Source organism: Xenorhabdus sp. PB30.3, assembly GCF_963895965.1.
Classification (GTDB): Bacteria; Pseudomonadota; Gammaproteobacteria; order Enterobacterales; family Enterobacteriaceae; genus Xenorhabdus; species Xenorhabdus stockiae.
The window spans coordinates 1-20548 of record NZ_CAWQMW010000180.1 but is presented as its reverse complement, the minus strand read 5'-3'; the positions used below and the strand labels follow the sequence as shown (position 1 = coordinate 20548).

Genomic DNA, 20548 nt, shown 5'->3' with positions numbered 1-20548 from the left:
CGATTTTAACGGGATTGATTGCTTACTGCCTTAAAGAGAAAAAGCCATCACTGAAAATTTTCTACTCAGAAGAAGATATTTCAGCAATATCTTAAGCGGAATTGGGGTTAATTATTAAAGAAGGGTTCACGTTTCAGCTCTGTATTGAAGGGCGTTTTGAGCAGTTATACGATCAGGCAGGCGTTATGTTGCTGGAGGATGAACAGCATTGGCTGAAAGCCGGTATTGAATATGCCGATGGCAAGGCAACAATCGGCAGTGTATTAACCGCACCTTATTCTGACTGGGCGATGGGGATTTTTTCGGGTAACTCTGAGAAATTCTGGTTGCGGCTGACTTATCAGGAAGGCGCTATCCGGCTGCAATATTCCACAGATGGTAAGCAGTGGCCTTTGTTGCGGTTATCCCCTTTTACTATCAGCCAACACAATGGGCAACGAGTGTTTGTTGGTGCGATGTGTTGTTCACCAGGGCGGGAAGGGTTACAGGTGAAGTTTTCTGAATTCAAACTGATGCCATCCTTGAACAAGCCTTTGCATGATTTGAGTTAGTGGAATGGCTACAAACCGGTCAGATAAAATGCTTTTATGATGGATTAATACCCGAATATAAAAAGTAAAATAAAGGTATTACGGAAAAGGAGATGCAAATGGAAGATTTGTTGGAGTTTTTCGCGGCACTACTGGAGTGCATTTATCACATCATAAAAGGCATATTTACATTTTTAAGATGGGTAATGGAAAATATTTTTAATTTTTTTATGGTTATCGGGGTTTTATTCTGTATTGTCATCGCGGGAAGTATCGTTAAATTTATTTTTTATAGCAGCCTCTTGGTATTGGTTTTATTAGTTTGTAAATACCGAAAAAAAATAAAAAGCTATCTGAATAAAGAAGATCGTTTTTAATAAGTCTTGAGGCGATGACCCCTCATCCAATATGCAACCTGGATGAAGGGCATCAGCTTATTTCTTATCCCTGTCTCCCCAAATAACTATCCCAGTCTTTCCAGACCGGCTGTAAGCCCGATCTGACCAGTGCTTCGGCAACCTGTTGCACAGAGCGGTGGTCATTCGGAGAGAACTGCTCCAGTTCGTGATGATCACTTTCGACATAACCACCCGGCTGAGTTTTAGAACCGGCACTGACACTGTTTATCGCCAGAGGTACAACATGATCGCGGAAATAAGGTGACTCACGGGTAGAAAGAGAAAGTTCAACATCCGGTGCCAGCAGGCGGAATGCGCAGATCAGTTGTACCAGTTCTGCATCATTCATCAGGGATGCGGGTTCAATCCCGCCAGCACAGGGACGCAGGCGTGGAAAGGAGATGGAGTAACGGCTTTTCCAGAACTGTTTTTGCAGGAAAAACAGGTGTTCTGCCACCATATAGCAATCAGTTCGCCAGTGGGGTGATAACCCGATTAATGCGCCCAGACCAATTTTATCAATGCCGGCCCGCCCTAGTCGCTCAGGGGTTTCCAGCCGCCAGTGAAAATCCTGTTTTTTCCCCCTGAGATGGTGCAGCTGATAACTCGGTTCGTGGTAGGTTTCCTGATAGACCAGTACCGCATCTAATCCCAGTGTTTTCAGTTCGGCATATTCCTCTTGTGCCAATGGCTGAACTTCCATTGTGACTGAACTGAAATAACGGTGTATTAAGGGAAGGTAATGGCGAAAATAATCCATTCCGACCTTTTTCTGATGCTCCCCTGTTACCAGCAGGATATGCTCAAACCCCAGCTTTTTCAGCGCCTGACATTCAGCCTCTATTTCCTGTTCATTGAGCGTTTTACGTTTGATGTGGTTACTCATGGAAAAACCACAATAGGTACAGTCATTGGCGCACAGATTGGAAAGGTAAAGTGGGATATAAAATCCCACGGTATTACCGAATCGCTGACGGGTTAATTGTTGTGCCCGCCGAGCCATTGGTTCAAGGTAGGGCAGAGCTGCGGGTGAGAGCAGAGCCATAAAATCACTCAGTGTCAGGCGTTCACTATTTAGAGCGTGCTCAACATCATGGCGGGTTTTACTATTGATGCTCAGCGTAATGTCATCCCAGTCCAACTGTTGCCAGCGATGGCGGAAAGTCTGTTCTGCCACGGTATTGCTGCTCATAAAACCCCCAGAAAATCGGTCAGCGGGCTGGAGGCTTCTGCATGGGATTTCTGGCTTGCCACTCCTGCCTGATGAGCTAGTTCGCCTGCCTCAATGGCGGTTTTGAATGCCTGCGCCATTTTGACCGGATTATGGGCAACGGCGATTGCAGTATTGACCAGTACAGCATCGGCTCCCATTTCAATGGCTGCCAGTGCATGGCTTGGAGCACCAATACCGGCATCGATAACCACAGGAACATTGGATTGCTCAATGATAATTTGCAGGAAATCCCGGGTGAGTAAGCCCTTATTTGAACCAATAGGTGCTCCCAATGGCATGACAGCGGCACAACCCACTTCTTCCAGACGGCGGCACAGAACCGGATCTGCGCCACAGTAAGGCAGAACCACAAAACCCTCTCTGACTAACTGTTCCGCTCCTTTCAGGGTTTCTATCGGATCAGGTAACAGATATTTCACGTCAGGGTGGATTTCCAGCTTGACCCAGTTAGTGCCCAGCGCTTCCCGCGCAAGGCGGGCAGCAAAAACCGCCTCTTCTGCGGTTTTTGCTCCGGAAGTATTTGGCAGGAGTTTAACCCCCAGCTCCTGCAAGGGAAGGAGAATGCCATCATCTTTGCCTTGCAGATCAATCCGTTTCATCGCCATTGTGACTAATTGGCTACCGGAGGCGCGAATGGCTTCAATCATCAGCCCGGCATTGGCAAATTTTCCTGTGCCTGTAAACAGACGGGAATGAAAGGTGGTATCAGCAATTTTTAACATGGTTAACCTCCGGCATTAGCCCCCTGCAATGGCCTGAAACAGCAGGATATTATCCCCGTCACTGAGCTGGTGGGTATGCCATTCTGAGCGGGGGATGATGGTCTGGTTAATAGCCAGTGCAGTACCTGACTGGGGACGTTGCATATGTTCCAGTAACTGCTGAACTGTCATGGGATTATCTGTCGGCGTATCCAGTGTGATCGTTTGATCGTTGACAATAATGTTCATACGATTTCTGTTCCTGAAACGGTTTTATCTGTACCCGCAGTTTTATCAATGGTGGGGGGCGTTCCGCATACCGGACATTGTGGTGAGGGTGTCAGTTGTAACGTACTCCAGTTCTGTTTTCTGCCATCAAACAGTCGCAGTTTTCCATTCAGATAAGAAGGGAGACCCGCCAGCATTTTAATAGCTTCCAGCGCCTGTAATGTCCCAATCACACCGACCACTGGCCCTAAAACACCCGCAGTGCGGCAGTTACGCTGTGGCTCTTCCTGATCGGGATAGAGGCAGGCATAACAGCCATGCTGGTAAGGCGGTTCGAATACCATAAGCTGACCACTGAAACCGACGGCGCTGCCACTGATAAGAGGTTTTCCGGTTTCGATACAGGCGGCGTTAATAGCATGTCGGGTTGCCATGTTATCGCAGCAATCCAGTATCAGATCGACCTGCCGGGCGAGGTTTGTCAGTGATTTTTTATCCAGTCGTTCATTAATGACGGTTGTATGAACCAATGGGTTCAGATCAGCCAGTTTTTGTGCCGCCAGTGTGGCTTTACCTGCGGGAATATCAGCCGTGCGATAGAGGATCTGACGTTGCAGATTTGAGACATGTAATTTGTCATCATCGGCAAGATAAAGGTGCCCTACTCCCGCTGCTGCGAGGTAGAGTGCAGCGGGGGAGCCTAAGCCTCCCATCCCGACGATTAACACCTTGCCGTTTTTTAATTTTTCCTGTCCGTCCGGGCCGATATCTTCCAGTAATAATTGACGGCTGTATCGCATAAATTCCTGATCGTTCAACATAAGCGCCTCCGATCATTTTCTTCAACGTTTTTGTCAGGTGTCCCTTCAACTAAATGAAGCAATCTGGCTGTTGCCTGTCGCCAGTCTTTCGCTTTGGTGATGGCACTGACCAGCGCTACACCACCGACACCGGTCGCGACCACATCAGGTACTCGTTCCAGTGAAATACCGCCGATAGCCACCGTCGGGAATTCAGGTGTGATTTCTACCTGATGTTTCAGAGCGATTAAACCCTGTGGCGATGAGGGCATCTCTTTGGTGGTGGTCGGGAAAATATGCCCCAGTGCAATGTAGGATGGACACAAGGCTTTTGCCCGCGCCAGTTCCTGCTCGTCATGGGTAGAGATCCCCAGCCGAAGCCCGGCCTGTCGGATGGCATTGAGATCAGCAATATCTAAATCTTCCTGCCCCAGATGAACACCATAAGCACTGTGTTTGATTGCCAGCCGCCAGTAGTCGTTGATAAACAAACGCGCGTTGTATTGTTTCCCCAATGCAATCGCCTGCCGGATATCATGCTCTACCTGATCTTCGGGCAGGTCTTTAATTCGCAGTTGCAGCGTTCTGACACCGGCTTCCAGTAACTGCTCAATCCATATCAGTGAGTCCACCACGGGATATAACCCCAACCGATGTTCGGTTGGAGCAAAAGAGGCTGTTTCAGGGCAAACGGTTCCAGATAAAATCGTTTCAGACTGATTTGACATCGTTGATATCCTCAGCCCGGTGATACAGTTCGCTGCCATGTGTCCGAAATTCTTCGGACATCTGTTCCATACCTGATTGTTGTTCCAGTTTTGCGGCATAGTCCCGCACATCCTGCGTAATTTTCATTGAGCAGAATTTTGGCCCACACATGGAGCAGAAATGAGCAACTTTACCGGATTCCTGTGGCAACGTTTCATCGTGATAAGCGCGGGCAGTGTCAGGATCAAGTGCCAGATTAAACTGGTCTTCCCAGCGGAATTCAAAACGCGCTTTTGACATAGCGTTATCGCGGATTTGAGCACCGGGATGGCCTTTCGCTAAATCTGCCGCGTGAGCTGCGATTTTGTATGTGATGAGCCCTTGTTTCACATCTTCTTTATTTGGCAGGCCAAGGTGCTCTTTAGGCGTGACATAACAGAGCATGGCGCAACCGAACCAGCCAATCATAGCCGCACCAATACCAGAGGTGAAATGGTCATAACCCGGCGCGATATCGGTTGTCAGTGGCCCTAATGTGTAGAAAGGCGCTTCGTGGCAGTGTTCCAGTTCTTTCGTCATATTGCGGCGGATTAATTGCATCGGAATATGCCCCGGCCCTTCGATCATCACCTGAACATCATATTCCCAGGCGATTTTGGTCAGCTCACCCAGTGTATGTAGTTCGGAAAACTGTGCTTCATCATTGGCATCCTGAATGGAACCGGGACGTAAGCCGTCTCCCAGAGAAAGGGAAACATCGTAGGCGGCACAGATTTCACAAATTTCACGGAAATGGGTATAGAGGAAGTTTTCCTGATGATGGGAGAGACACCATTTCGCCATAATGGAACCCCCACGGGAAACAATGCCAGTCAGGCGTTTGGCGGTCATCGGGACATAGCGCAGCAGAACGCCGGCATGAATAGTAAAATAATCGACTCCCTGTTCCGCCTGTTCCAGTAATGTATCGCGGAACATTTCCCACGTCAGATTTTCCGCAATACCGTTGACTTTTTCCAGCGCCTGATAGATGGGGACTGTACCGATTGGCACCGGGCTATTACGCAGTATCCATTCACGGGTTTCGTGGATATAGCGCCCGGTGGAAAGATCCATTACCGTATCTGCGCCCCAGCGGGTAGACCAGATTAGCTTTTCGACTTCTTCTTCAATGGAAGAGGTTACGGAAGAATTACCGATATTGGCATTCACTTTCACCAGAAAGTTGCGTCCGATAATCATTGGTTCGGATTCTGGGTGGTTAATGTTGGCAGGAATAATCGCACGACCCGCAGCGACTTCCTGACGAACAAATTCCGGCGTAATGTTTTCTGGTAAATTGGCACCGAAACTTTGCCCCGGATGCTGCTGGAGAAGTACTTCACCGCGGATACGTTCCCGCCCCATATTTTCCCGCAGAGCGATAAATTCCATCTCCGGCGTGATAATGCCTTTACGAGCGTAGTGTAACTGGGTAACGCGTTCGCCCGCTTTCGCTTTCAGAGGGTGGGGACGATGGTGAAAACGCAGATGATCCAGTCCGGCATCCGCTAGGCGTTGTTGGGTAAAATCAGAGCTGAGGGCTGTGACAGGCTCTGTGTCATTGCGTTCTTCAATCCACGGCTGGCGGATTTTCTGCAAACCTGCGTGTACGTCCAGCACGGCTTCAGGGTCGCCATAAGGGCCGGAAGTATCATAAACCGGTACGGGTTCATTTTCCTCAAATTGAGGCTCTTCTTTTGTCCCGCCAATCAGCGTAGGAGATACCTGAATTTCACGCATAGGAACCTGAATATCCTCGCGTGAACCTTCCAGATAGATACGACGTGAATTGGGGAAGGTGACACCCTGAATTGAATTGATAAATTCCTGTGCGGCATCCCGTTGTGCCTTACGTGGACGTGCCGGATGGGCTTTAGGGGAGATATCAGTTGTAGGGATAATATCTGTGTTGGAGGTGACGGTATCATTAGTAATAGCATTAGACATAGCAAATTCCTGACTGTGTGATCGCCTGTAATCAGGCTTAAGTTGAGAAAATTGCTTGTCTGGAGCTCGCAGGGAGTAATGATGATTGCTGAACGGTGTTATCTGGCAGAAGATCTGGACAGAAGCAATAAAGCATATCAGCAGAGGGATTACTCTTGTTCCCTTCGCGGGTATTAGCCCGATCAGGTTCTGCGGATCCCGAATAAACGGTCTCAGCCTGTGTCCACCGTGATATACGCTGAACGCTAGGCACTCCGACAAGAAAACACCCCAGAGTATAAAGGGGATTATGGAAACTGCAACCGGAAAACTGAGCCTTTTGTATTGGCCCGATGTCAGGTATTAACTCTGTGGCGCTAACGCCCAGCTCAATTGCTTCCAGCCATGTTTTTCTGCTGCTGACTGCAATTTCATATCCGGATTCACGGTAAATACTTCACTGGCAAAGAAACACATCGGTAAGTCGTTTGCTGAGTCTGTGTAAAAAGAGATATGTTGTGGCGATAAATTCTGTTCTGCCAGCCATTGCTGTAAGCGGGTAACTTTCCCTTCACGGAAAGTCGGGATACCGTCAATATCACCGGTATAACAACCCTCTTTCATGACCATATCAATCCCCATTGCGTTATTTACGCCAAATGCAGCCGCGATTTTTTTCACCACGAAAGAAACAGTAGCAGAAATGATAATGACGGGAATATCTTGTTGGCGGTAAATATCTAATTGTGTTTTCGCAGCGGGATAGAAGAGAGGCTTGATTGTTGTTTCCACAAAATCTGTCAGCCAGATATCAACTTGTTCATGGGGTATTTGGCAGAGGGCTTGTAAACTGACTGACAGATATTCCTGCATATTCAGTTTCCCCGCACTGTAATCCGATATCATTTTCTGGTCTGCTTCTATAAAGCGGGGGTCAGTAATGATCTGCTTTTCCCATAAATAATTCGTCCAGAGTAGACTGGAATCCCCACGGATCAGGGTGTCGTCCAGATCAAATATGGCAATTTGCTGTGACATAGTCGCTATTCCTCAAACCCAAAATCGATAGGGTTGGTTGGCTGAAAGAGAATCAGGCATTTAGTGAACACCCAGAAACGTCGTTAATATAACAGATTGCAGGCAGAATACGATAAAGAGGGTGGATTGTAAGCGAATGGCGGGCTTACTCTGCTGAGTTTCTTTTCTGATTATTATGTAAGTAGGTGTGATATTTTATCAAAAAATATATTACGCATTTTATATTTAATATATACATTAATGGTTTTAAGAAATAGCCATATTGACTGAGTTAAAAATACACGATAAAGTTATTTTGACTTAGATTTTCCGTAAAATACATTATCACGAAGTAACGTGTCGTTATGTAATTACATGCCCATAATAAAATTTTAACAATTTACCAGTGAAATGGTGTTTTAAAAAATAATAATATTTCATGGTAGAAAAATGGAATAATTATAATTAATTAATGTGGTAATGAAAATTTTAACTGAAAAATATAATAACTGAAGCTGAAGGTTTTAATTGTAAATTCAAATTTACTGATGGATATGCTTACTTATTGGAAAGTTTGAAATATGGTATTTTTATATCCGATATTTCAAAAGAAACTAAGAAATGATTTCTGAATTACACAATAAACACTATTACATAATAGGTGATCCGGAATGCTGTTCACAAGAATATCTTATACCAGCTCAAATAAACATTGCAATTATCATCTTGTTTGAGCAAGAGATTGATCATGTTAAATTATTTGGAAGTGATTGAAAATGAATAAACAGGATAATCTAGATGTCGCATTTTCTGGTAATATAATAAGTAAAGCAGTTATGTTAGCAGAACATATGAATTTATTTGACCACTTTGATAAAAATGGCCGAATAGTTGAATCTGAACTTAGAGATCATTATAAGAAAAAGTCTTCTTATGTTGATGCTGTAATTACGTCTTTAAAAGACGGTGGTATATTGACTGTTGTCGATGGTATATGCCAATTACAAATAAGTGTTGAGGAGATAAAAAAGAAATTACCTATTTTCAAATTATGGTTGTATGCATATAGAGATTTATTATCTAATCAAGAAGAAATATTTGATGGGAATTACAATGTTCTCCCTTATGATGGCGCTAGTGTAGCCAAATACTCAGCCGAGATAGGCGGGTATTTTATTGATAAACATATGGAAAAGATTTTTAGTCAACTTGATATTAGTGGTACCTTGTGTGATATGGGATGCGGCGCAGGTTTGAGGTTGATTAATATTTGTCGCCAATTTGGTTTTAATGGTATTGGTATGGATATTAATGCTAATGCCATTGAGCTTGCAAATAAAAATCTGAGAGAAACATATTCTGGATCGAGTGAGATAAAATTTAAACAACAGGATGTTACTATAATTAATGAGATTAACCCATCCGTTGAAGCTATATTATTTACTTTCTTTACACATCATATTGAGCCAAATGAAAGATTAGAAAAACTATTTAATGATTATCGGAATTTATTCCCTAATCTGAAGTTTATTATTTTATTTGATACTGTTACTAATGAGAAAGGGAATAGCATCAATAATATTTTCGCTAGAGGGTTTGATTATATTCATCGACTACAGGGGCTTGTACCAAGAACTCGTGCAGATTATATGGAAATTTTCGAAAGAAGTTGCCTAAATGTAATAGAAGAAATAGTACTGGAGGTTGATAATAGTTACGTTTGGCTGTGTAAGGTAAATTGATATGAAAATACTGAGCCTGGGTTGTGGCACAACAGGGAGTACTTGTGCTTATCATTTACAGCCAGTCTCTTGTTAGCCAATAGCTATTACAACGTCGTTTTGTATTCATGGCTTATTCCGTTCACATGGGTCGCCAGACAATGATAAACGCCAGTGCCAGTATGCTGGCGTAATTTTGTGTTGATTAATCGTATTTTCCACTCAATGACGGTGATGGTATAAACCGTTATCAATCTTCTTATCCGATTTTCGCTTGTTTTTCCGGTAGGAATGACCAGTGTTGCTCTTTCTTGTTTGACTATTTCCTTGAAACATTTGCTATCGTAATCCTTAATCTGCTATCACAAAAACCGAGGTTAACTCAGGTGTCTTTATTAAACTAAAATCATTCCTATTAGTGAATGCAATGTGTCAGGGATAGTTATTTGTAAAATGTGACCTACTAATGTGATCTTATGAAATATATAAGAAATATCGGCTTCTGATGAAGTACATCGTCAGGCATTAATAAATGTCAACGCATATCAGGACGAGGTCTATGTCAGAATGCGTTCAAAACACGACAAAGAAAGTCGTGCAAAAAAATATTGTATGCGTTCATATAGATCCTGTATATGAATGCTGGTTAACATTTAATTAACACTGACTTGGTTAATATATTCTTAATGAGCACAGCATATGACACAACACATGATGGAACCAATGATGCAAAAAAAACTGACAGGTATAGAACGAGGCTGGTGGATTGTCAGTCTTGAAAACAGAGTTTGGCTTCCGCAGGGAGACTTACCACTGGGAACTGCCGAGAGCTGGTCATTGCAGGGCCTTGTCGCCTACGCTATCGGCGAGTGGTTGGGAGAAGTAGTGTGGCTTGTCCGTCATAAGATGGCATCAGATATGTATTCTCCCCGCCGGATTGCAGAGCAGGATCCTCAATTATTTCAGTTGGTAGGGCGCGGAGTCCAGTTGGCTGAGTTTTACCGCTCACATCGTTACTGTGGGTATTGCGGTCATGAAATGCAGCAGACTGAGCACGAGTGGGCCTGCCTGTGTCACCATTGCGATGAACGCTATTATCCGCAAATTGCTCCCTGCATTATTGTCGGTATCCGCCGTGAAGATCACATTCTACTGGCACAACATCAGCGCCATCGCAATGGTATGCATACGGTGCTGGCTGGGTTTGTGGAAGTGGGGGAAACACTGGAAGAGACAGTACACCGCGAAGTGATGGAAGAGAGTGGGATAAAAATCCGTAACCTGCGGTATGTTACTTCTCAGCCGTGGCCTTTTCCGCATTCACTGATGATGGGATTTCTGGCTGATTATGAGAGTGGAGATATTGAGCACGACCCCGTTGAGCTAATCAGTGCGGATTGGTATCGATATGATGATCTTCCCCTGATCCCCGGGCCTGACACGATTGCCCGTCGTCTGATTGAGGAAACGGTCGCACTATGTCGTCAGTATTGATAGTGAATACTTAAAATTCATGAGAGTTACCCGGTGTTTTATATCAGGTAACTCTCAGCCTTTAGCTATACTTAGTTATTCTTGTTCCGTAAGACCCCGGTTTTTCAGCATAGATTCAGTACTTGGTGGCTTACCTCGCCAGTCGATATACAGTTTTTCCAAATCTGTACTATTGCCGCGTGACAATATCTTATCGCGGAAGATCTGACCATTTTCTCTTGTCAGACCGCCATGCTCGGTAAACCATGCAAACGCATCGTCCGCCAGCATTTCTGTCCACAGATAGGCATAATAACCGGCAGCATAACCACCGCCCCAAATGTGTTTGAAGTAACTGGAACGGTAGCGTGGCGGCACGTAGTTGAGATGGATCTTATCTTCTTGCAAAGATGCGGCTTCAAATTTATTCACGTCCTGCTGCGGCTTATCTGCGGCCAGCATATGCCAGTGCATATCCAGTAGTGCGGCTGACAGTAACTCGGTCATTTGATAACCTTTGTTAAATTTATCCGCCTGATTGATTTTATCCATCAGTGCCTGCGGCATGACTTCACCGGTTTGGTAATGTCTGGCGTAATTCGCAAATACCTTGGGATCACGGGCCCAGTATTCATTAATTTGTGACGGGAACTCCACAAAGTCACGAGCAGTACTGGTGCCTGACAGCGTCGGGTATTGCTGATCGGCAAACATGCCGTGTAACGCATGTCCAAATTCATGGAATATTGTGATCACGTCATCATACGATAACAGTGCTGGCTGGCCCGGAGCCGGTTTAGTAAAGTTGGCAACGTTGTAAATTACCGGTTTGGTTCCGAAGAGTCTGGACTGATCGACAAAATTACTCATCCAGGCGCCACCGGCTTTATTGTCACGCTTAAAGTAATCGGAATAGAACAACGCCAGTTGTTGCCCGTCCTTATCGAAAACTTCATACACGTGGACATCGGGATGATAAACCGGAATGTCTTTGCGCTCTTTAAAGGTAATGCCATATAGCAGGTTGGCGGCGTAGAACACGCCGTTATTCAGGACATTATTCAGTTCGAAATAGGGCTTAATCTGGGACTCGTCCAAATCATACCTTGCCTTGCGTACCTGTTCGGCATAGAACGGCCAATCCCATGCTTCCACTTTGAAGCCGCCTTTTTGCTGGTCAATCACGGCCTGAATATCTTTTGCTTCACGTTCAGCGCGTGCAGTTGCAGCAGGGACAATATCACGTAAAAACTTCAATGCGACTTCCGGTGTTTTTGCCATCTGGCTTTGCAGCTTCCATGATGCGTAATCTTTGAAACCTAGTAGCTTAGCCTGCTCAGCACGGATTTTTGCTAATCGGGCCAGCGTTTGGCGTGTGTCGTTATCATCCCCTTTTTCAGCCCGGTTCCACGATGCTTCGAATAACGCCTTACGTGTATCGCGATCTTTCAGATCTTGCAGAATCGGTTGCTGGGTCGTGTTCTGTAATACGAACAGCCACTGGTTATCCAGCTTACGTTCACTGGCAGCCTGTGCTGCCGCAGCCATTTCGCCATCGGACAACCCGGCCAGCAGAGTTTTATCCTTAATCGTCAGAGCGCCATCTTTGGTTGCTGCTAGCAATTTATTGGTAAATTGAGTACGCAGGGTTGCCGCTTCCTGATTTAATGCTTTCATTTTTATTTTGTCGGCATCAGATAAATTGGCACCCGCTAATTCGAATTGCTTATAAATGACTTCTACCAGACGGAGCGATTCGGAGTCCAGATTCAGTGTTTCACGCTGTTGGTAAACGGTTTTGATGCGGTTGAACAGTTTACTGTTCAGCATAATCTCATCATTCATTGCTGCCAGTTTTGGTGACATTTCCTCACTGAGTTTTTGCAACCCGTCTGTCGTATTTGCTGAGGTCATCGCCCAAAATACGTTTGTTACCCGATCCAGCGTCGTGCCGGTTTTCTCCAGTGCGATAAAGGTATTTTCAAAGTCAGGCGGTACGGGATTATTGGCGATCTTCTCCACTTCTTGCAGCTTCTGTTTAATACCGGCCGTGATTGCAGGTGAGTAATCTGTTTCTTTTATTTTATCAAACGGAGGTGCCTGAAAGGGGAGTACGCTGGTATAGAAGAAAGGATTATTCTTATCTTGTTGTTGGTCAACTTCATCGGTCACACTTACCTCCTTTATCTGGCCACCTGATACGTTAGTGTGGTCAGAGCCCCGTTTATTTTCTTCGGCTTGCGCCTGAGTGCCTAATGCTAAGCCAATAGCCAGTACTAAAATGGATAAACGCATCAGTCGAAACTCCTCCATGTAAATTTTATAGGTTATTTATCAATGAAAATGACTTTATAAGAGCTTTGAGACAGTCGATTGACGATGGGCGCTTAACTAAAGTCCATGAACGACCGTCAATTAACTAACGTAAACCAATTCATCCAACGATTAACTGAAAAGCGCGAACGGTGAAGGATTATGGCAATGTGAGATATCAGATTGCCTGCGCGCTACATACCTGTAACACAAGATTAACATAATGAGAGCAATAGACCGGAGTGCCTAGTTCTTGTTCCTGGTTTTGTGAACCCATACATAAATTTTTTTCATCTTAGGTTGTTGATTGATGACCGAACGTTTATTTATTGGCAGTCACAACGGAAGTTAGGCTTTTGACGTGTTATCATGCGGGCGCTTTTTGTCGATAATCAAGGGAGCCTGTCATGAATGAGTTGAAAAACGACCGTTATCTGCGTGCCTTATTACGTCAGCCAGTTGATATCACTCCGGTATGGATGATGCGGCAGGCAGGACGATATTTACCTGAATATAAAGCAACACGGCAGGAGGCGGGGGATTTCATCTCGTTGTGCAAAAATACTGAACTGGCCTGTGAAGTGACACTTCAGCCTTTGCGACGTTTTCCACTGGATGCGGCCATTCTGTTTTCCGATATTTTGACCATTCCTGATGCAATGGGGTTAGGGTTATATTTCGAAGCTGGTGAAGGCCCGCGTTTTCAGTCGCCAATCCTTAACCATGCCGATGTAGAAAAGTTACCTGTTCCTGATCCGGAGATGGAACTGGGTTATGTCATGGATGCTGTCCGTGCGATACGCAAGGCACTGGCAGGGCAGGTTCCTCTGATTGGTTTTTCCGGCAGCCCGTGGACACTGGCAACCTATATGGTCGAAGGCGGAAGCAGTAAGGCGTTTACTAAGATCAAAGCCATGATGTATGCTGAGCCGGCGACACTTCATCTGTTGCTGGATAAATTGGCTGAGAGCGTTATTCTATATCTGAACGCCCAGATTAAAGCAGGCGCACAATCTGTCATGATTTTCGATACATGGGGAGGAGTTTTGTCCCAGCGCGATTATCAGGAGTTTTCCCTGCAATATATGCATAAAATTGTCGATGGGCTGATCCGCGAGCATGAAGGCCGCCGAGTACCTGTCACCCTATTTACAAAAGGGGGAGGGCAATGGCTTGAGGCAATGGCTGCAACTGGCTGTGATGCTCTTGGGCTGGACTGGACAACGAATATTGCTGATGCTCGTCGTCGTGTCGGAGATAAAGTCGCCCTACAGGGGAATATGGACCCATCTATGCTGTATGCTCAGCCAGCGCGGATTGAACAGGAAGTTTCGACCATCCTGCAAGACTTTGGTACAGGTAATGGGCATGTTTTCAATCTGGGGCATGGTATTCATCAGGACGTTCCGCCAGAGCATGCAGGGGCTTTTGTCGAAGCAGTGCACCGGTTATCAGCGAAATACCATCAATAAAATCTATGTACAACACTAAAGCACTACGTCAGGAACAAACAGAGAAAGCACAGCGGGTAATTCGCCATGATGTGCTTCCAGCTTTTTTTATCCCGGAATTCATTGCAGGGGCTGACGTTGGGTTTGAAGAAAACGGCACGATAACCCGTGCCGCCATCGCTGTTTTACGTTATCCCACTCTTGAGCTGGCAGAATACCAAATCGCGAGAACGGCGACTGTACTTCCCTATATTCCCGGTTTACTCTCATTTCGTGAATATCCGGCATTGCTCGAAGCATGGAGTAAGTTAAACTTACGTCCTGATCTGGTGATGGTTGATGGTCAGGGGATAGCTCACCCAAGACGTTTTGGCATTGCCAGTCATTTTGGTTTGCTGGTGGATGTTCCGACAATCGGGGTAGCTAAAAGTCGTCTGTGTGGTGAACATGCTCCTGTCGGAGAAGTAGTGGGAAGCCGTCAGCCACTGATCGATCATGGTGAACAGATAGGTTTGGTCTGGCGGAGCAAAAAAAGGTGTAATCCACTCTATATTTCCATTGGTCATAAGGTCAGTATTGACAGCGCCATTGGTTGGGTTGAACACTGTATGAAAGGATATAGGTTACCTGAACCGACCCGTTGGGCTGATGGAATAGCCTCAAATAGAGTGTTTTTTAGGCAAACAATGCAGAAAAGTCTTTAATTGAGGCGGAAATATGTGGATATTCTTGATTTTCAGGTAAACTTCGGCGCAAATTAGGCATCATGAGTAACGACTAATGTTAAAGAACCCGATTCACCTGAGGTTGGAGAAGCTTGAAAGTTGGCAACATCTGACTTTTATGGCTAGTCTATGTGAGCGGATGTATCCGAATTATCACACGTTTTGCCATCAGACTGAGTTTGCTGATCCTGCACAATATCGCCGAATTCTTGATCTGGTGTGGGAGACATTAGTTGTCAAAGATGCAAAAGTAAATTTTGATAACCAGCTGGAAAAATTGGAAGCCATTATCCCATCAGCAGATAGCTATGATATTTATGGTGTGTATCCAGCAATTGATGCGTGTATTGCATTAGGTGAAGTCATTCATTCGCGTTTGAGTGGTTCAACGTTAGAGCATGCAATAGCCGTCAGTGAAATATCCATCCGTACTGTCGCCATGCTGGAAATGACGCAGGCTGGTCACGAAATGACAGAGGATGAATTAAAGGCATTGCCTGCCATTGAAGAGGAATGGGATATTCAATGGGAGATTTACCGTTTATTGGCGAACTGCGAAGAACGGGACATAGAATTAATTAAAGGATTAAAGGCTGACCTCCGTGAGTGCGGAGTCAGCAATATCGGCATAAATTTAGAGCAATAAGTTATAAAACGTGACTTAGTGCTTGATTTGCCGGATTTAAAGACTTCACATTTGCCCTCACTCTGTTCTAAATTGAGGGCGAAAAGAAGTGGCTATCGGTGCGTGTATGCAGGGGTGCTGTCAAATCGGCATATCCGTCGCACTCGATGCTTTGCAAACGATAAACACACTGTAAGGATAATCTATGAATAAGACTGAATTAGTTGATGCAATCGCAGCAGGTGCTGATCTGACCAAAACTCAGGCTAAAGCTGCCCTGGAATCAACTTTGGCTGCAATCACCGAATCTCTGAAAAGCGGTGATGCAGTACAACTGGTTGGCTTTGGTACTTTCAAAGTTAATCATCGTGCAGAGCGTACTGGTCGTAACCCACAGACTGGTAAAGAAATCAAAATTGCAGCTGCAAACGTACCTGCTTTCTCTGCTGGTAAAGCTCTGAAAGACGCAGTCAAGTAATCGTATTGCGAAAAAAGAAAAAAGAGGGGAAGTCAACGCCCCTTTTGTTGATGATACAGGGGCTGTTAGCATTGGGTTTAATCTCATTGCTCAGCGCCTGCTCAGTCAAACCGAAAGAACCCACTTTCAGTGCCAGTGGCTTCATTACCGATGGCGGCGTTATCCGCTTATGGCGTCTGAATGATCAAAACAGTAAACCTCAGGTTATCATGAGCGTTTACAGCCCTTACCAACACAAAAACACCACTGTTATTTTCTACGAATACCGTCAGGGTCATTTATGGCAGATGCGCCGCAATGTATTTAATGATAATCCGACAGAAGAAATCCTGAGGTTAGATAAAAACGACAACGTTGTTTTTATGCAACGCGAGTTTGATGGGCATCGCGAGCAACTTTCCAACGATGACATCATCAGGTCATTGTTTGAGGCCAGCCGAATAAAAGAAACCAGCGATGTTCTCATTGCCGGGAAGGTAAAACTGATGCAGGGGCACTGGCAGAACAGTGAAGTGACTACCTGTTCAGGCGAGAAAATATCTATTGAGTTTGACCCTCAGTCACAGGCATGGCTCGAAGAAAGAAGTAAAAACAGTTATGGCATACTTACCATTGCATGGCTGGAAGCACCAGAAGGTAAACAGTTATTATTAGTTGCCAATGACGATTTTTGTCTTTGGGAGCCGACGAAAGATAAGCTGTAATCCAGTTACTTTCGCCGACTTTTTATTTCTGGCTTTTTTTCTGAATATCGTTATTTCAGACGAGCAATAGCACGGTAGCCAATGTCTTTGCGATAAAAACAACCTTTCCAGTTAATCTTTTCTGCTCTCAGGTAGGCTTTTGTCTGAGCTTCAGCGATATTGTCTCCCAATGCTGTAACACACAACACACGGCCACCGGCAGTGACCACGTCTTTATCTTTCAAAGCCGTTCCGGCATGGAAAACTTTTTCATCTGCTTGCGGTTCTTGATTCAGGCCACTAATGATATCGCCTTTAGAATAATCAGCCGGATAACCGCTTGCAGCTAACACGATACCCAGTGCAGAACGGTTATCCCACTCAGAGGTTTTTCCATCTAACTGGCCTTTTGCTCCGGCAAGACACAGCTCCACTAAGTCGGAACGCAGGCGCATCATAATAGGCTGCGTTTCAGGATCACCAAAGCGGCAGTTAAATTCGATGACTTTCGGTTCACCCTGTTTATCAATCATCAAACCGGCATACAGAAAACCGACATAAGTATTTCCTTCAGCAGCCATGCCTTTAATGGTCGGATAAATGACTTTTTCCATGACCCGCTGGTGAACCTCATCCGTGACTACAGGAGCAGGAGAATACGCGCCCATTCCACCAGTATTTGGCCCGGTATCACCATCACCTACCCGCTTATGATCCTGACTGGTTGCCATAGGAACCACATTTTTACCATCCACCATGACAATAAAACTGGCTTCCTCTCCATCCAGAAACTCTTCAATAACAATCCTGTGACCGGCATCGCCAAATGCATTACCCGCCAGCATATCTTTAACTGCATTCTGTGCTTCTTCCATTGTCATGGCGACAACGACGCCTTTACCTGCCGCTAGCCCATCGGCCTTAATGACAACCGGAGCACCTGTTTTTTCCAGATAAGCGAGCGCGGGGTCTATTTCGGTGAAATTCTGGTAAGCCGCTGTTGGAATATGATGGCGAGCAAGGAAATCTTTAGTGAAGGCTTTAGACCCTTCCAATTGCGCGGCGGCTTTAGTCGGGCCAAAAATTGTCAGCCCAGTTTGTTGGAAAGCATCAACCACGCCAATAACCAGCGGTGTTTCTGGCCCTACAATTGTGAGGTCAATATGGTGGCTTTGAGCAAATGCCACTAATCCCTCGATATCTGTTGCGGCAATATCCACATTTTTCAAATTAGGTTCCAGAGCCGTTCCAGCATTGCCCGGAGCAACGTAAACCAGCTCTGCCAGCGGAGATTGTGCGGCTTTCCATGCAAGTGCGTGTTCCCGTCCACCACTACCGATGATTAGTATATTCATTATTATCTCTCATTATATACCCTTCGTCTTTCAAGTTGCCTCTTTGTTGGCTGCTCTCACTCACCCCAGTCACATAGTTATCTATGCTCCCGGGGATGAGTTCCCTTGCCGCCGCGACGCAACTTGAAATCCATTGGGTATAAGTGTTAGGGGGATTAGTGGCGGAAATGACGCATTCCGGTGAAAATCATGGCAATACCATGTTCATCAGCAGCCGCAATGACCTCATCATCGCGAATAGAGCCACCCGGCTGGATCACGCAAGTCACGCCGACAGAAGCCGCAGCATCAATACCATCGCGGAATGGGAAGAAAGCGTCAGAAGCCATCGCACATCCCTGAACTTCCAGACCTTCATCCCCGGCCTTAATACCTGCAATTTTAGCGGAGTAAACCCGGCTCATCTGGCCTGCACCAATGCCAATAGTCATATTATCTTTGGCATAAACGATAGCATTAGATTTAACGAATTTAGCCACTTTCCAGCAAAATAAGGCAGCCTGCATTTCCTGCTCTGTTGGCTGACGTTTGGAAACCACCTGCAATTCTGCTTCTGTTACCATGCCTAAATCGCGATCCTGTACCAATAAACCACCATTAACGCGCTTGAAATCCAGACCGGCAACCGCTGAATTCCATTCACCACATGACAGAACGCGGACATTTTGCTTGGTTGCCAGAATAGGCAGTGCTTCTTTATTAATAGAAGGAGCAATAATAACTTCGACAAACTGGCGCTCAATAATGATTTTAGCCGTGTCAGCATCCAGCTCACGGTTAAACGCGATAATCCCGCCAAATGCGGATGTTGGGTCAGTTTTGAATGCCCGATCATAAGCGGTACGAATATCCGCTCCGATCGCTACTCCGCAAGGATTAGCATGTTTGACAATGACACAAGCTGGTTCGGCGAAAGTTTTTACACATTCCAGAGCGGCATCAGTGTCTGCGATATTATTATAGGAAAGTGCTTTGCCCTGTAATTGTGTTGCTGTAGCGACAGAGGCTTCTGTGATCTTCTCTTCTATATAGAAAGCAGCATCCTGATGGCTGTTCTCGCCGTAGCGCATATCCTGCTTCTTAATAAAGTTGAGATTTAGTGTGCGTGGGAATTTCCCTGATGGTTGATCGTTATCGCCATGATAAGCCGGAACCAGTTTGCCAAAATAGTTGGCAATCATACTGTCATAAGCAGCGGTATGCTCAAATGCTTTGATAGCTAAATCGAAACGAGTGGGTTGAGTGAGGGAATTCTGATGGTTGTCCATTTCCTCAATAATCTTGTTGTAATCCTGTGCGTTGACAACAATCGCAACATCTTTATGGTTTTTGGCCGCAGAGCGAACCATTGTCGGGCCACCAATATCAATATTCTCTACAGCATCTTCCAGAGAGCAATCCGGTTTTGCGACGGTCTGGGCAAAGGGATAAAGATTAACGACTACCATATCAATAGGTGCAATCTGATGTTGCTCCATTACTGCATCATCCTGCCCACGCCTGCCAAGAATGCCGCCATGTACTTTAGGATGAAGTGTTTTCACCCGGCCATCCATCATTTCAGGAAAACCAGTATGGTCGGAAACTTCAGTGACATTCAGGCCAGCCTCAGCCAACAGGCGGGCGGTTCCTCCCGTTGAAAGCAGTTCAACACCGCGATTAGATAAGGCATTAGCAAATTCAACAATACCCGCTTTGTCAGAAACACTCAGCAGGGCACGACGGATTGGACGAAGCTGTTGCATTGGTGTGATCCCTTGGATTTCATCAAACAAGAATGTGTTATTGAGAGAAATAGTTACCTTTTAGGCCAAAAAAACGCCATTCGGATAAAAAATGGCTTTCCACAATAACATTTCAAAACAAACAGAAAAAAGCACATGGCTATTTTTTCCGCTGAGATTGTAACGCAAACGTTTGCGCGATGCTCGAGAATTTTTAGTAAAATATCGCTCTGTTGATAACCTTGTGCGTAACTTGGTATAAGGTGGTGTTTTGCTGTGTAATGCAGCAAACGATAATTTTTTTTCAAAAAAACTATTGTCAGGGCCGAAAAACTCCCTATAATGCGCCACCACTGACCGACGCTGAGCTGAGACACGCCGCGCAGGACAGCGGAACGAAAGCGAAAATAAACGCT

General features: G+C 45.3%; 19 protein-coding genes, 3 pseudogenes and 1 riboswitch. Of the genes and pseudogenes, 10 read left to right on the top strand and 12 right to left on the bottom strand.

All coding sequences use genetic code 11. The features are described from left to right. From AACX38_RS20840 to AACX38_RS18970, 3 genes and pseudogenes are all read left to right on the top strand, one after another. Positions 1-95, top strand: a pseudogene (locus AACX38_RS20840) (IS982 family transposase); the annotation flags it as partial. A 30-nt stretch (positions 96-125) separates the two neighbouring features. After that, positions 126-551: pseudogene (locus tag AACX38_RS18975) on the top strand (DUF1349 domain-containing protein); the annotation flags it as partial. Positions 552-649: 98 nt separating this feature from the next. Next, positions 650-907 (top strand): hypothetical protein, encoded by a 258-nt coding sequence (locus AACX38_RS18970; RefSeq protein WP_228865183.1) that lies wholly within the window; start codon positions 650-652, stop codon positions 905-907. Positions 908-971: 64 nt separating this feature from the next. Here AACX38_RS18970 and thiH read toward each other — a convergent pair whose 3' ends face one another. From thiH to AACX38_RS18935, 7 genes are all read right to left on the bottom strand, one after another. Beyond that, positions 972-2120, bottom strand: coding sequence for a 2-iminoacetate synthase ThiH (gene thiH, locus AACX38_RS18965; protein ID WP_228865182.1), 1149 nt, complete (start codon positions 2118-2120; stop codon positions 972-974). Next, positions 2117-2884 carry a thiazole synthase gene (locus tag AACX38_RS18960; protein ID WP_228865181.1) on the bottom strand — a complete coding sequence of 256 codons (768 nt, stop codon included), beginning with the start codon at positions 2882-2884 and terminating at the stop codon, positions 2117-2119. The genes thiH and AACX38_RS18960 overlap by 4 nt, the downstream gene beginning before the upstream one ends. A gap of 15 nt (positions 2885-2899) precedes the next feature. After that, complete coding sequence (gene thiS, locus AACX38_RS18955; RefSeq protein WP_099120221.1) at positions 2900-3112, bottom strand: sulfur carrier protein ThiS; 213 nt, start codon at positions 3110-3112, stop codon at positions 2900-2902. Continuing rightward, a complete protein-coding gene (locus tag AACX38_RS18950) occupies positions 3109-3912 on the bottom strand; it encodes a HesA/MoeB/ThiF family protein (RefSeq protein ID WP_228865180.1) in 804 nt (267 codons plus the stop codon). The genes thiS and AACX38_RS18950 overlap by 4 nt, the downstream gene beginning before the upstream one ends. Continuing rightward, positions 3906-4619, bottom strand: coding sequence for a thiamine phosphate synthase (gene thiE, locus AACX38_RS18945; RefSeq protein WP_228865179.1), 714 nt, complete (start codon positions 4617-4619; stop codon positions 3906-3908). The genes AACX38_RS18950 and thiE overlap by 7 nt, the downstream gene beginning before the upstream one ends. Further along, positions 4603-6588, bottom strand: coding sequence for a phosphomethylpyrimidine synthase ThiC (gene thiC / locus AACX38_RS18940; protein ID WP_228865178.1), 1986 nt, complete (start codon positions 6586-6588; stop codon positions 4603-4605). The genes thiE and thiC overlap by 17 nt, the downstream gene beginning before the upstream one ends. Before the next feature lie 142 nt (positions 6589-6730). Then, a riboswitch (TPP riboswitch) is annotated at positions 6731-6855 on the bottom strand. 75 nt (positions 6856-6930) lie between these two features. Then, positions 6931-7605 carry an HAD family hydrolase gene (locus AACX38_RS18935; RefSeq protein ID WP_228865177.1) on the bottom strand — a complete coding sequence of 225 codons (675 nt, stop codon included), beginning with the start codon at positions 7603-7605 and terminating at the stop codon, positions 6931-6933. 755 nt (positions 7606-8360) lie between these two features. Here AACX38_RS18935 and AACX38_RS18930 point away from each other — a divergent pair. Further along, positions 8361-9326 carry a class I SAM-dependent methyltransferase gene (locus AACX38_RS18930; protein ID WP_228865176.1) on the top strand — a complete coding sequence of 322 codons (966 nt, stop codon included), beginning with the start codon at positions 8361-8363 and terminating at the stop codon, positions 9324-9326. 121 nt (positions 9327-9447) lie between these two features. Here AACX38_RS18930 and AACX38_RS18925 read toward each other — a convergent pair. Further along, positions 9448-9658, bottom strand: a pseudogene (locus tag AACX38_RS18925) (IS5/IS1182 family transposase); the annotation flags it as partial. A 373-nt stretch (positions 9659-10031) separates the two neighbouring features. Here AACX38_RS18925 and nudC point away from each other — a divergent pair. Then, positions 10032-10799: an NAD(+) diphosphatase gene (gene nudC, locus AACX38_RS18920; RefSeq protein WP_193757123.1), complete on the top strand. Its 768-nt coding sequence runs from the start codon at positions 10032-10034 to the stop codon at positions 10797-10799. A 75-nt stretch (positions 10800-10874) separates the two neighbouring features. Here nudC and dcp read toward each other — a convergent pair whose 3' ends face one another. Beyond that, on the bottom strand, positions 10875-13073 hold the full coding sequence (gene dcp, locus AACX38_RS18915) for a peptidyl-dipeptidase Dcp (protein ID WP_228865175.1): 2199 nt from the start codon (positions 13071-13073) through the stop codon (positions 10875-10877). A gap of 425 nt (positions 13074-13498) precedes the next feature. Between dcp and hemE the strand changes: the two genes are divergently transcribed. From hemE to AACX38_RS18890, 5 genes are all read left to right on the top strand, one after another. Further along, positions 13499-14563: a uroporphyrinogen decarboxylase gene (hemE, locus tag AACX38_RS18910; RefSeq protein ID WP_228865174.1), complete on the top strand. Its 1065-nt coding sequence runs from the start codon at positions 13499-13501 to the stop codon at positions 14561-14563. 5 nt (positions 14564-14568) lie between these two features. Beyond that, positions 14569-15246, top strand: a complete 678-nt coding sequence (nfi, locus tag AACX38_RS18905) for a deoxyribonuclease V (protein ID WP_228865173.1) — start codon at positions 14569-14571, stop codon at positions 15244-15246. A gap of 76 nt (positions 15247-15322) precedes the next feature. After that, complete coding sequence (locus AACX38_RS18900) at positions 15323-15913, top strand: YjaG family protein (protein WP_099120212.1); 591 nt, start codon at positions 15323-15325, stop codon at positions 15911-15913. 184 nt (positions 15914-16097) lie between these two features. Beyond that, complete coding sequence (gene hupA, locus AACX38_RS18895) at positions 16098-16370, top strand: nucleoid-associated protein HU-alpha (protein WP_099109277.1); 273 nt, start codon at positions 16098-16100, stop codon at positions 16368-16370. A gap of 50 nt (positions 16371-16420) precedes the next feature. Then, complete coding sequence (locus tag AACX38_RS18890; RefSeq protein ID WP_228865184.1) at positions 16421-17074, top strand: DUF1481 domain-containing protein; 654 nt, start codon at positions 16421-16423, stop codon at positions 17072-17074. 50 nt (positions 17075-17124) lie between these two features. On the opposite strand, the gene purD is transcribed toward AACX38_RS18890, so the two are convergent. The 3 genes from purD to AACX38_RS18875 all read right to left on the bottom strand — a co-directional run. Continuing rightward, positions 17125-18408: a phosphoribosylamine--glycine ligase gene (purD, locus tag AACX38_RS18885; RefSeq protein ID WP_228865172.1), complete on the bottom strand. Its 1284-nt coding sequence runs from the start codon at positions 18406-18408 to the stop codon at positions 17125-17127. Positions 18409-18563: 155 nt separating this feature from the next. Then, complete coding sequence (gene purH, locus AACX38_RS18880) at positions 18564-20153, bottom strand: bifunctional phosphoribosylaminoimidazolecarboxamide formyltransferase/IMP cyclohydrolase (protein ID WP_099120209.1); 1590 nt, start codon at positions 20151-20153, stop codon at positions 18564-18566. 53 nt (positions 20154-20206) lie between these two features. Continuing rightward, positions 20207-20548, bottom strand: a 342-nt coding sequence (locus AACX38_RS18875; RefSeq protein WP_228865171.1) for a hypothetical protein, incomplete at its 5' end; no start/stop codon positions are given.